The sequence below is a fragment of the Amphritea sp. genome (assembly GCF_050300915.1).
Taxonomy (GTDB): domain Bacteria; phylum Pseudomonadota; class Gammaproteobacteria; order Pseudomonadales; family Balneatricaceae; genus Amphritea.
The window spans coordinates 1-12,081 of sequence record NZ_JBNKYN010000108.1; the positions used below are offsets into that span (position 1 = coordinate 1).

Here is a 12,081-nt window from a genome sequence, read left to right on the forward strand (position 1 = left end):
GATCGCACCAATATAGACGGGGTTTAGTCCGCCCACCAGTGAGCGGATATGAGTGGCTTTTTTACCGTTGTATAACAGCTCGCCATTCATTGCCCATTGAGAGGTTGCAACATTCGAGATCGCTATCTGGGCTTTGCCCTGTTCGACAACCATCGGGTTAGCGACACCGCCCCCTCTGGCGAGAATATCAATATCGATACCGCTACCGGTTTCTTCCATCATTTTTTTGATGGCGGCGGCACCAACATACCATCCTGAGCCAACTTTCATGGCACCAATTCGGACAGAGTCTGCACTTGCGTTCATGGAGATAACAGCACTGAGTAGCAGTGCGGTCGAGGTTCGGATAAACGTATTTATTATTTTCATTTTATACACCGATTTATGAGCCTGGCAGAGGGAACATGTCTGCCAGGCGGGTATTAAATACTTATTTTGTCACTCTAGCATTAAATGATTCCGGCTGAACGTAAAGCATCCGCGATTTCAACTTCAGCGCCTTCTGCTAACGGTAGTAATGGAGAACGAACATTGGCGTTATCCAGAATACCTCTGGCCACCAGCGCATGTTTCAGGGCAACAGTGCCTTCCATGTGTGAACCACGATGGTAAACGCTCTTTGTAACAGGCAGCAGTTTATCGTGAATAGCACGCGCCGTCGGATAATCCTTGGCTTTGCCGGCTTTAATGAGTTCAACCAGCAGTTCAGGAGCAACGTTACCGTAACCCACCAGCAGACCATCAACATCGAACATTGTGTGAAGTAAGTACTCATCATGGCAACTCAGAATCTGTAGCTCTGGGTTTTCCTGGCGAATAACAGGGATTTCAGTGTCCCAGCGACGCATGTTACGAACGCCATTCTTCATGGCAAAAACGCCTGGCTGGGCCGCAATTTCCAGCTGAGTTTCCAGGTCATAAGTACATTTAGTGACATCAGGGTATTGGAACAGAATCAGCGGCAGACCACTTTCCTCATAGACGTTACGGTACTTATCCTGTGGCGCTCCTTTTTGATAGCCAAACCGCAACCAGCCGTGTGACGGGTATAGAAGACCGGCGGTTGCTCCTGCTGCAACCGCACGCTTTGCTTCTTCTGCAGCAACTTCAGTACCTTCCAGAGTAATACCAGCAATAATAGGGATCGCGCCATCCACTGCTTCTGCAAAGCTTTCGATGACTTTCATCTGTTCACTTTGAGACAGGAAAGTACCTTCACCCGCATGTCCAAGTACCGTCAGACTTTTAACGCCATCAATACCTGCCAGCCAGGCACCCAGTTTTTTACAAGCAGCATAGTCTACCTCTCCAGTAGCAGTGAAAGGAGTAACCGGCGCTGGATTCAAACCTCGAAGATCAATATTAGTCATGTTATTACCTAATTGTGTCTGAAATATCTTTTATTGTTAGAGCTGTCAGTTGTGTGAAGTAATGAAGCAGGCGTTGTATCAGTTGTCTTTTGGCATGCTCGATTATTTACATAACGTAGATTCAGTCTAATACTGCCCAACCTATACATGAATACCTATTATTGAATTTCAGATATACATATTGAGTATATCAAAGAGCGCAATCCGTCATCTGACAAATCACTTAGCCGGCTTTGGTTACATCATCTCTTAATGTGGTTAAACAGACGGGGGATGAATATCGGGAGGGACAGAAGTGACATATGCAGACAGTACAGAATAGGAAAGGAAAGACCTGAGCGGTACCTCTCTCTAATTAAGTATTTCGACATCATACTTATCACCAAGATTTGATGTTAACGATGTCAGATCTTTTACCAGCTCCATGACGGTTTTGCATGCCAGTGTCAGCGAGCCGTGGGGAGACATCGCCAGCGCTATATAGCGGCTAATTTCCGGCTCAATAATCTTAACTGCTTTGACATTATGGCTGTTCTCTGCCGCATAGCTTGCGTATGGTCCCAGGAGCGCATAACAGTTACCTTTTTCAACCGCTTCAGCCTGAAGCCCCAGAGAATCGGCTTCTAAAATGACATTGAGATTGATTTTATATTCAAGTGCAAGCTCATCCAGACGATCCCTCCAGGTACTGGGCCTGCAGAATGTGGTCAGCGGTATGCCATCGATAGCAGCAAATGTTAGTTCGTTATTGCGTGTTAAAGGATCATCTTTATGACCGACTAAATAGGTGGATGTATTTAGCAGATAGATATCTCCATTTTTCGGGGATGGACTTTGCCGATAGAGAATCGCCAAATCAACTTTACCCTGTTCAAGCCAGGTTTCCAGTTGTGCCCCCTGCCCCTCTCTCACCACCAGCTGAACCAATGGATACTTTTGTCTGAGAATGAAAAACAGATTGCTTATCCAGGGGTGCGATGTCGATGGCAGAATGCCGATACTCACTTTGCCGATGGGTTGGCCAGACGTTTCCCGTATATCATTCTCAAGCTGTTCTGTTGAGAGAATCCAGCCACGCACTTTAGGAGCCAGTCGTTTGCCTAAATCGGTTAACTCGACCCCCCGTCCATTGCGTTGAAATAATCGCCCACCGCACTGCTTTTCTAAATCCTGAATATGTCTGGAAACCTGTGGCTGGCTAATATTCCAGAATAACGCCACCTTGCTGAAGCTACCCAACTCAGCGGCATCAATAAAAACTTTCCAGCTGGTGTAATTCATCACAATACCCTTTCAGAGCTATTCATTTAATGCATAGCTGAAATTCCGAATCAGCCATTCTTGTATGTTAAGGATAATACTATAGTGATCAAACGCATGGTAATTAATTACTAGCTAATAATTACCGCTTAAGAATAATCCATGAAATTCAAATAGTTAATCTTCTTAGAGTGGTGATCAAGCACTCAGGTTAAAACTATAAATACAACAAAAAAATAACTTGGAGTTTTCGATGAAACAAGCTGATAAAGCCTTACTTGTCTTAGCCATCGCCAGTGTCTGCAGCGCAAATGTCTCTGCTGATACTGTCAGGGATTCACTAAAGAATGGTACTTTTTCTGCGGAAATCAGAAACGTTGTCGTGCAAAGCTCATACACAGATGCTATCGGTGAAGCAGGTGTCACCAATAACAACAACTCGGGCGGCACTGCCATCTCAATTAAATATGAAACAGCCCCCTATAGCGGCCTGAAATTTGGTATCGCTTTCCAGCATGGCCAGGACTGGGGATTACAGGATGAGTCTACAGGCCTCTCTATCACAGGTGGTGAGGATGAGCACAGGGTTAGTATTACGTCCACCAGTCTTGAACAGGCGTATATTGATTATGCTTTCAATAAAGAGACGTCGAATACCAGCATCCGCCTGGGACGGCAAAAAATTGTTAGTCCTCTGATCATGAATAGTGGTGTATTTCCGATGAAAGACACCTTTGATGCCGTTGTTATTACCAACAAAGATCTGCCGGATACTACGCTGAAACTGATGTACATCGACAGCTGGATTATGCGCTATGGTGATGCTGCCAGTGCCTCACCGACGCAGAACGATATACATTATGAGAATCCGCTTTACTCTCTCTATCTGAATAATAACAGCCTCGCAGGCCTTAATGTCGAAGGGCAGTGGCTGATCAACGATAATGACTCAAAAGCGGGAGACCCGCCAACCGCGGCGGTAACGGCTGATGGCTACCAGGCAGGTTTTCTCGGTCTGACCTATAAGATTCCTCAGACATCATGGGTTCTCGGCGCGAAAGTGCTGACGGCGGATTATGATACGTTATCTGATACCGGTTACTGGGGTGTAAAAGCGCAAACCAAACTGGGTGATTACACGGTTAAACTGGCCTATACCGCAGTCGATGATGATCGTAACTTCCCCGGTACACTAGGACATGTACCGATGTTCAGAGCGTATCACTCGACTGTCACCAGTGAGATTTTTGCTGGCATGAAAACAACATCTCTGAGTGTCAGTTCAGGCTTTGGCATTGCTGGATTCAGTTCAGAAATCAGCTATGCGATGTGGGATCAAAGTGCGACGGGTATCGCCAATAGTGGTAAAGACTTTGATGGCGGCTCTGAGCTGGCGCTGGATCTGAAATATAAGTTTCAGACGCTGGAAGGCCTGTCATCACGGATTCAACTATCCCAAATGGATTACGACCAGGCCGGTGATGATAATCAGACCTACCTGAGGGCTACACTGAACTACGCCTTCTGATATTTTGCTATTACCCCTTCGATGGTAATCAGTCTGGTCGCTCTACAAGCCGATAGTTTTTAACTGGATAAAACCAGACTTTTGAGAGGGCATGCCCTCTCTTTTTTTATTGTGCCGAGAAAGGCGTCAGATCATTCCTCAACTACTACAAACTGAGATCGCGCATGCGCCAGCATGTTTCAGCGCCGGCCCCCCTCGCAACCGCCTCACTATATCTGTCACTATGGTAACTGTGGCTGGTCAAAAAGATTTACATGTTATTGCAGATGGCAGAGACTGACAGAGTCAGGTGGACACTGTAATGCAACGGGTTGCAAGGGCTGATCACTGGGGCTAAGTCCCCAATCTGTATAAAAAACAACCGGCCTGTTGATGCAAAAGCCAGCCCAAGCGCTCTGCTCTGATCACAGTATTATGCGCAAACGCTTATACCGCGTTTGCTACAAGGATATCCCTCAACGGCTGGAGTCGACTGTCATGCTATTTGGACTATTTGGTAGAAAAAAGAAAACGGCTGACAAGCGGCCTAAACCAACGACGCGGTCCGGCGAATCAACAAGCAAACCCTCCAGGCCTTTTGGGCAACTATTGGATGAACCGGCTGTTGAGACTACTTCGGAACTATCGCAGGAGATCTACAGGTCGCTGACCGAATTCAATCTGTTTGTCTCATCACATATCGATGAACAACAGGCAACCCGGGCACGACAGCTGTGCGACAAACTGCCAGATCCAAATCCCGTTCAGGCAAAGTTAGCCGGTGGCCTGGATACCCCCCAGGAACTGGTTGCCACCCTTGCCGCTGATCCCGGACTGACCGCAGAAGTGCTGCGAACAGTGAACTCTGCGGCATTTTCATTAACCTCTCCAATTTCAAGCGTCCAGCACGCGGTTAATTATCTGGGTGTCAGTTTTGTTAAGGGGCTGGTCTCCCAGGCCGCGACGGCGGATCAAACCAAAGGCTGCTCTGACGCACAGAGAACCGCATTACAGCGGGCCTGGTTATCCACCGCTGTTGCCAGCGCGTTTGCCAACTTATTGGGACAAAATGCGGGCCACTCCCGCCCCTCGGTGCTGGCAACCAAAGCCCTGTTTTTCAACCTCGGTGACCTGGGTTTTATCCTCGGAGAGGAAAACGCACACGCCTGGTATGCTGAAGGCATGACAGTGTTTGACAGAATTAAAGCGCAGCAACAGGGTAGCGGTTTAAACGCTGCTATCGTTGGCTCCACATTAGCCCGGAGCTGGGGCTTACCGGAAGACATTGAACAGGCCATTGCCAATGCCATGCTACCGCTGGTCAAGACACCCGCACAGTTGCCACGGGTGTTGCAAGAGGATGAACTGAAAGATACCGTGTTGCTTTATCTTGCCGCACGTATCGGTGACCGTGTAGCGTATCGCGGCCTGCGTGACTTGTCCGAATTCAATCTCGACGCAACAGATGAACCCGGAATATTCTTCCTGAAAAGCCACTTAGAGACTTCTGACCAGAAACTGGTTATCAAGTTGCTGTCAGATACAGGCTTTCGCAATAAGTTTAATCGCCTTCTGTCGACATTAGCTATTTGAATAAATATGCGTGGTGAATTTAAGGATGACTCCTTTGAAGCGCTGAAAACGGTGTAAATGCCTACCACAGACCAGCAATGGCCAACGATAGGCAACATGCACAATATGAGTCAGAACGCCCCCCGGACAAGCGTCCCGACTCTTTCCGGCTTTCAGATCTCCACTACTGTCTGCTGCCCGCTATCGAAATAGATTTCATCACAGTTATTGCCTTCGCCTGCCCGGTCAATAATGATAAATTCCTGGTCAGGCTTTAACGCGAGCACGGGGTGATGCCAGACGCCCCGACTATAGTTAACGCCCTGCCGGCCATTTGTCAGAAATAACCTCAGCTGATCACTGTTCACGCCATCCCCAGGCGGGGCGACCAGAACCAGAAACGGCTCCTCCCCTCTGGGAATAAATGCCTGGCTTCCCAGCGGATGCCGCTCCATCATTTTCACCGTGAACGGCATCGGTAATGGCTGCGCCCTGAAGATGCTGATAATCGGCTCCCCCTGTGCGGCTGATACATCAACATCAGCCAGGCGATGAAAGCGCTCTGTCGAACCATTATTGATCAGAAAGTGCCGACTTCCCTCGGTTTCAATAACATCGCCAAACGGTTTAAACGCAGCCTTGGTTAAGGGTTCGGCCTTCAGAACAGATAACATCGGTTACACCTTTGTCCCGACAGCCTGCTCAATCAGGCCAAACAGACGTAGTCGGCTGATGCCGCCATCGGGGAAAATATTGATACGAACATGGGTAATCACCCCGATATCGTTTAGTTCGGCTGCGAACCCATGCTCACTGTGCATTTCGAGCTTTTGTGAGGGTAGGAGTTCCTGCCAGAACAGGCTCTGGGTTTCTATCTGCTCATCCGTTCCGCCCTTTACATACGCCCCCTGGATTGAACAACTATCGGGATAGTTACCTTTAAAGTGCAGGGTATCGACAATCACCTTCTGGATGACGCCCGGATGACCAAGGGCGACAATGACCCAGTCATTTCCGGGTGTACGACGGCGGGCGGTTTCCCAGCCGTCGCCCATGTTAATACCGCGACCCGGATTGAGGATGTTTCCCATCCGACCGAAATGCTCATCGCTACAGGCTATCGCTCGCCCACCGTTGACCGCCGCTGCCAGATCAACTGACTCCTGCGATGGGTGCGAAGACCAGTCCCGGTAAGGAACACCATATATGCGCAAACGGGCAACACCGCCATCGGGATAGATATTGAAACGCAGATGGGACCAGGGACGATTATCCACGATAGCATGCAGATGATGACTATCTCCCTGCAGTGAAACCGAGGGCAGAATCTCTTCCCAGACCGTGGCATCGGTCGGGTCTCCATCAACGCAATAGCATGCTTCGATAGAAGCGGATGGTGGGTAGTTGCCGGTGAAATAACGGGTATCAATATCCACACCTTTAATCACCCCGGGGACACCAAGTCGAATGATCGCATGATCATAGCCTTCAAATCGCTTACGACGAGACTCCCAGCCATCCATCCATTTACCGTTGTCATCAAACACACCCTCTTTCCAGACGGGCTCTTCGGGTTGCAGCATACGATTGACGTCGGCAAACCAATCGTCAGTCACTGCGATCGCTTTGGCTCCCAGACGAGCATCAGCAAGGTTAGTCCATTTCACGGAATCAAAACTATTTTGCTCAATAGGGGTATTCATATTGTCTCCTGGTACTATTTATTCGGGTAATCTGAGGCAGAGTAAGCACAGCCGCTACAATCAGCTTTCCGCTTGCGGGTATGGGTGGTGCTGGTGCCAGTGCCGGGCAATATCAACACGACGACAGAGCCATACATCATGATGCTGTTGCACATATTCAAGAAAACGCGCCAGAGCGGCAATTCGGGCCGGACGCCCCACCAGGCGGCAATGTAAACCGATTGACAGCATTTTGGGGCTGTCAGCACCTTCCTCATAGAGAGTGTCGAAAGCATCTTTCAGATAGGTAAAAAACTGATCGCCACAATTAAACCCCTGATTACTGGCAAAGCGCATATCATTGGTATCCAGGGTATAAGGAATCGTCAGTTGAGGGCGCCCTGACAACATATTCCAATAGGGCAGATCATCATCATAGGTGTCTGATTCATATAAAAAGCCACCCTCTTCAGCCACCAACCGGCGGGTATTAGGGCTGGTCCGGCCGGTATACCAGCCCAGCGGACGCTCTCCGGTTATCTCTGCCAGAATCCCAATCGCCTTCTGCATATGTTCCCGCTCCTCCTCTTCATCCATATATTGATAATCGATCCAGCGGTAACCGTGACTGCATATCTCATGTCCATCTTTTACCATTGCCCTGATCACCTCGGGATGGCGTTCTGCGGCCATCGCCACGGCAAAAATAGTCAGCGGAATATCATGCTTTTTAAACAGCTTTAACAAACGCCAGACACCTGCACGACTGCCATATTCATAGATAGATTCCATGCTCATATGACGCACCCCAGCCAGGGGTTGTGCACCGATCATTTCCGATAGAAAAGCTTCCGACTCACCATCACCGTGCAGTACGCAACGCTCTCCGCCCTCTTCATAGTTCAGTACAAAAGACACAGCAATCCGGGCCTTATGTGGCCACTTTGGGTCAGGCGCTGCTTTGCCATAACCCACCAGGTCTCGGTCATACACATTGCTCATAACAGGGTCCTCTTCAATTTTAATTGTTATTACACCAGCAGTTAGACGCTGCCTGTGCGAAACAAGAGAAGAACACAGGCAAAGATATTGTTTATATAATTACTTTTAATTGTAAACAATGTCTATGATTTTTGTATTGAGAATGAATCTACCGTATACAAATTCATTAATTATCTATTTAAAACAATAAGTAACCATTTCCAAAAAATATTCCATAGAGTGAAAAATCCGGCGTTTGACCACTCAGATTAAGACGATGAATAGCCATAAGACCTGAATTCTCTAGCGATTAAGAGCCGATCTGACAGAGATAACGCTAAAAGAGAGCACCACAATATGAAAAACAATATAAACATATATTGTTAACAAATAATTGACATATGAGTAACTAAATGAGACAAAACAGATAACAAAATTCAGTATGACCGTAAAAATCATAATAAAAATGACCATGAACATGCAGGACAACAACCATGCAGATTCGCCTGATTAACCCAAACACCACCGTGAGCATGACTGAAAAGATAGGTGAAGCCGCTTCTCGTATCGCCGCTCCCGGAACCACAATCGTGGCAACCAATCCCCGGAGTGGACCGGTCTCTATCGAGAGTCACTTCGACGAGGCCATCAGTGCCGTAGGCGTTGCAGAAGAAGTACTTACCGGTGAACGCGAAAATACCGATGCCTACATTATCGCCTGCTTTGGCGATCCGGGCCTGCTGGCGGCACGTGAGCTAACCCGCGCTCCGGTCATCGGCATAGCTGAAGCGGCCTTCCATATGGCCACCCTGATCAGCACTCGTTTCTCCATCGTCACCACACTGGGTCGCACCGGCATCATTGCTGAACATCTGTTGCAAAGTTATGGTTTTTCCCATCACTGCCGCCGTATTCGGGCTGCCGAAATTCCAGTGCTCGACCTTGAAGACGACGGTAATCAGGCATTGGAACGGATTATTGCAGAGTGTCTGCGCGCGAAAGCGGAAGATAATATCGGCGCAATCGTACTCGGCTGTGGAGGCATGGCGGATCTGAGACAGCAGATCCAGGAAGCAGTTGGCCTGCCAATTGTCGAAGGTGTTACCGCCGCAGTCAAACTGGCGGAGTCTCTGGTGAGTCTGCAACTGGGTACCAGTAAACATGGCGATCTGAACTACCCGCGCCCGAAAACGTTTACCGGCCAGTTTGAACACTGGTCACAGAGAACATATTGAAGTCTATTTGCTGCTGTACAGATTGGCTATACCGATCCAAACACAAATAGATTCAACCGCTATATCAGAACGCACTGATAAGGATTGGCCCAAACCCAGTGTAAAGGGTCATGGCAAATCAGTTTTCTTTAAAAGAAGAATAAAAAGTTAATCGGGAGCTATACTCCCGGGAGGGTCCTGAAATGCAAAATGAACAAGTATTGTCTCAGTCTGAACTTATTGATGACCCGGTCGATACCAAAGCCGCAGGAGAAGAGTCCCTTGCCCCGCAAAAAACCCGGATTATGGGACGCATATCCTATCTGCTGGCCTGGTTCGGAGGCTGTGTCTCAATCGGCACCTTCGCCATGGGCTCCAGCATCGTGGGTACACTCAACTTACTTCAGGCGACTGTCGCGATTGCCATCGGCTGTTTTATCATCGGTATCGCCCTGAGCCTGAACGGTGCCGCCGGTTATAAATATGGCATCCCCTTTATGGTGCAGGCACGCTGTGCATTCGGCTTTGCTGGCACACGCTTTCCCGGGCTGGTGCGGGCGGTTCCCGCTATTGTCTGGTACGGTTTTCAATCCTGGATCGGTGCCGGTGCTCTCAACGCGGTTTCCAGCACTATGTTTGGTTTCGATAACCTGATCTTCTTCTTTGTCACATTTCAGTTATTACAGATTGGCCTGTCGATCTTCGGCTTTCAGGGCATCAAATGGCTGGAAAACATCGGCAGCGGCTTTATTCTGCTATCGCTGGTGTATATGTTCTACAGCGTTATCAGCAAATACGGTGATGAGATCACCACTAACCTGGTGAATATCGACGGCACCTGGGGGGCACCTTTCTGGGCTGCAACAATGCTGTTTCTGGGCATTTACAGCACCATGATGCTGAATGTCAGCGACTATTCCCGGGAACTGAAGAAAGGCACCGGGACCGGATTACTGAGCACGATCTACGCTATGTCGATCCTGCCCTGCACCCTGTTTATGGGCCTGATAGGACTGATGGTTTCTGGTGCCACAGGGGTTTCCGATCCTATTCAGGTTTTCTCCAGTGCGGTGGACAATACCCCTCTGCTGGTCACTACCCTGCTATTTATCGCGTTTGCGCAGGTCACCACCAACGTGCTTAATAATGTGGTGCCCCCTACCTATATTCTGATGGACGTTTTCAAACTCAAATTTCGTACAGCCACCATTGTGGTAGGACTTGCCGCCTTCGCAACCTTCCCCTGGGAGCTGGTGAAGGAGGAATCGTCAGCAGGGTTACAACTGTTCGTACAGACCTATTCAGCATTTCTGGGCCCGATCTTCGCGGTGCTGGTTGTCGACTACTTTCTGCTGCGTAATCGCACCCTGAATCTGGAACATCTGTATAACGAAACAGGACCATACCGTGGCGTCAACTGGGCAGCCATTATCGCTTCATTGCTGGGGGCGGCGGTTGCACTCACCTTCTCCTCAATTTCATGGTATGCCAGCCTGATACCCGCCGGTCTGACTTACTACCTGCTGATGAACAACTGGTCGGCCTGCGCACGTTTTCGCAGCTGAATCAGAGCAGAGTCGCCAACAACTGAAAAACGGTTTGAGCGTTCACCGGTTGAACAATCCATACAGTGAAAGCTTTAAGAGAGAAGCAGCGCTTAGCGCGCCTGACAAAAATATAACAAAAAGGTACCCCCATGCAGCACTTAAGAAAAGATGAGACCTATCACTTATCCCGCTCCACGGCTGGCACGTCAGACCTCAACGCTACGCCCATCATATCCGGAGGTCGGCATGTCTGAAGATCTGAAGATTAAAAACATCGATCCCAGTCTCTACAATGAGGATCTGGCACCGCTATCGCCAAAAGATCGCAAGTGGGGCGCGTTTGAGATATTCAACGTCTGGGCTAATGATGTTCAGAGTCTGTTTGGTTATACCCTGGCCGCATCGCTGTTCATCGCCTACGGTCTGAACGGCTGGGCCGTTATGGCTGCGATTATTGCAGCATCTATTTTCGTCATGGTGCTGTGTAATCTGTCCGGCATTCCCAGTGTGAAATACGGCATTCCCTACCCGGTTATGGCACGCGCCAGTATGGGGGTGCGTGGGGCCAACTTTCCCGCGATGATGCGCGCTATCGTGGCTATTTTCTGGTACGGCGTACAAACCTACTTCGCCTCAACCGCCGTCACCCTGCTGATTCATGCGCTATTTCCGGGAAGCGCAGGCGGGCAAGAGTTTCTCGGTATGACCAGCATCGGCTGGACCGCGTATATCATTGTCTGGTTCTTCCAGATGTATATGTTTATGCAGGGTATCGACTGGATTACCCGCTTTCTCAACTGGGCAGGCCCGTTTGTCTATCTGGTGATGATCGCCCTGATGATCATGATCTGGATTGAAGCGGGTGACCAATTACTACCTGCGGTAGGCACCATCTTCAGAGGAACAGGCGAATATGAGGGTGGCCCGGTGATGGCATTCCTGGCAATA

11 protein-coding genes are annotated in these 12,081 nt (G+C 49.0%); 5 read left to right on the forward strand and 6 right to left on the reverse strand.

Annotated features, from left to right (window positions below):
* The 3 genes from ACQY8X_RS19430 to ACQY8X_RS19440 all read right to left on the reverse strand — a co-directional run.
* Nucleotides 1-369, reverse strand: a 369-nt coding sequence (locus ACQY8X_RS19430; RefSeq protein ID WP_428036788.1) for a TAXI family TRAP transporter solute-binding subunit, incomplete at its 3' end; no start/stop codon positions are given.
* Nucleotides 370-449: 80 nt separating this feature from the next.
* The gene (locus ACQY8X_RS19435; protein WP_428036789.1) at nucleotides 450-1,370 is read right to left on the reverse strand and encodes a dihydrodipicolinate synthase family protein; all 921 of its coding nucleotides are present in this window, start codon (nucleotides 1,368-1,370) and stop codon (nucleotides 450-452) included.
* Between the two features lie 351 nt (nucleotides 1,371-1,721).
* Entirely contained in the window at nucleotides 1,722-2,651 is a 930-nt protein-coding gene (locus ACQY8X_RS19440) for a LysR family transcriptional regulator (protein WP_428036790.1), read from the reverse strand.
* 232 nt (nucleotides 2,652-2,883) lie between these two features.
* Here ACQY8X_RS19440 and ACQY8X_RS19445 point away from each other — a divergent pair, with 232 nt between their 5' ends.
* Complete coding sequence (locus ACQY8X_RS19445) at nucleotides 2,884-4,158, forward strand: hypothetical protein (protein ID WP_428036791.1); 1,275 nt, start codon at nucleotides 2,884-2,886, stop codon at nucleotides 4,156-4,158.
* 588 nt (nucleotides 4,159-4,746) lie between these two features.
* Nucleotides 4,747-5,730 carry an HDOD domain-containing protein gene (locus ACQY8X_RS19450; RefSeq protein ID WP_428036792.1) on the forward strand — a complete coding sequence of 328 codons (984 nt, stop codon included), beginning with the start codon at nucleotides 4,747-4,749 and terminating at the stop codon, nucleotides 5,728-5,730.
* Between the two features lie 152 nt (nucleotides 5,731-5,882).
* Here ACQY8X_RS19450 and ACQY8X_RS19455 read toward each other — a convergent pair whose 3' ends face one another.
* From ACQY8X_RS19455 to puuE, 3 genes are read right to left on the reverse strand one after another with little or no spacing between them, the layout of a single operon-like run.
* The gene (locus tag ACQY8X_RS19455) at nucleotides 5,883-6,383 is read right to left on the reverse strand and encodes an ureidoglycolate lyase (protein ID WP_428036793.1); all 501 of its coding nucleotides are present in this window, start codon (nucleotides 6,381-6,383) and stop codon (nucleotides 5,883-5,885) included.
* A 3-nt stretch (nucleotides 6,384-6,386) separates the two neighbouring features.
* A complete protein-coding gene (gene alc, locus ACQY8X_RS19460) occupies nucleotides 6,387-7,412 on the reverse strand; it encodes an allantoicase (protein WP_428036794.1) in 1,026 nt (341 codons plus the stop codon).
* Between the two features lie 60 nt (nucleotides 7,413-7,472).
* Nucleotides 7,473-8,393, reverse strand: coding sequence for an allantoinase PuuE (gene puuE, locus ACQY8X_RS19465; protein ID WP_428036795.1), 921 nt, complete (start codon nucleotides 8,391-8,393; stop codon nucleotides 7,473-7,475).
* 473 nt (nucleotides 8,394-8,866) lie between these two features.
* On the opposite strand from puuE, the gene ACQY8X_RS19470 reads away from it, so the two are divergent.
* The 3 genes from ACQY8X_RS19470 to ACQY8X_RS19480 all read left to right on the forward strand — a co-directional run.
* Nucleotides 8,867-9,607, forward strand: coding sequence for an aspartate/glutamate racemase family protein (locus ACQY8X_RS19470; RefSeq protein ID WP_428036796.1), 741 nt, complete (start codon nucleotides 8,867-8,869; stop codon nucleotides 9,605-9,607).
* A 182-nt stretch (nucleotides 9,608-9,789) separates the two neighbouring features.
* Nucleotides 9,790-11,151, forward strand: a complete 1,362-nt coding sequence (locus ACQY8X_RS19475) for an NCS1 family transporter (RefSeq protein ID WP_428036797.1) — start codon at nucleotides 9,790-9,792, stop codon at nucleotides 11,149-11,151.
* Between the two features lie 228 nt (nucleotides 11,152-11,379).
* Nucleotides 11,380-12,081: cytosine permease (locus ACQY8X_RS19480; protein ID WP_428036798.1), on the forward strand; the 702-nt coding region annotated here is incomplete at its 3' end.

Coding starts and splice junctions, on each gene's coding strand:
- ACQY8X_RS19445 (WP_428036791.1), top strand. CDS start 2,884: ATGAAACAAGCTGATAAAGCCTTACTTGTCTTAGCCATCGCCAGTGTC.
- puuE (WP_428036795.1), bottom strand. CDS start 8,393: ATGAGCAATGTGTATGACCGAGACCTGGTGGGTTATGGCAAAGCAGCG.
- ACQY8X_RS19440 (WP_428036790.1), bottom strand. CDS start 2,651: ATGAATTACACCAGCTGGAAAGTTTTTATTGATGCCGCTGAGTTGGGT.
- ACQY8X_RS19435 (WP_428036789.1), bottom strand. CDS start 1,370: ATGACTAATATTGATCTTCGAGGTTTGAATCCAGCGCCGGTTACTCCT.
- ACQY8X_RS19455 (WP_428036793.1), bottom strand. CDS start 6,383: ATGTTATCTGTTCTGAAGGCCGAACCCTTAACCAAGGCTGCGTTTAAA.
- ACQY8X_RS19475 (WP_428036797.1), top strand. CDS start 9,790: ATGCAAAATGAACAAGTATTGTCTCAGTCTGAACTTATTGATGACCCG.
- ACQY8X_RS19470 (WP_428036796.1), top strand. CDS start 8,867: ATGCAGATTCGCCTGATTAACCCAAACACCACCGTGAGCATGACTGAA.
- alc (WP_428036794.1), bottom strand. CDS start 7,412: ATGAATACCCCTATTGAGCAAAATAGTTTTGATTCCGTGAAATGGACT.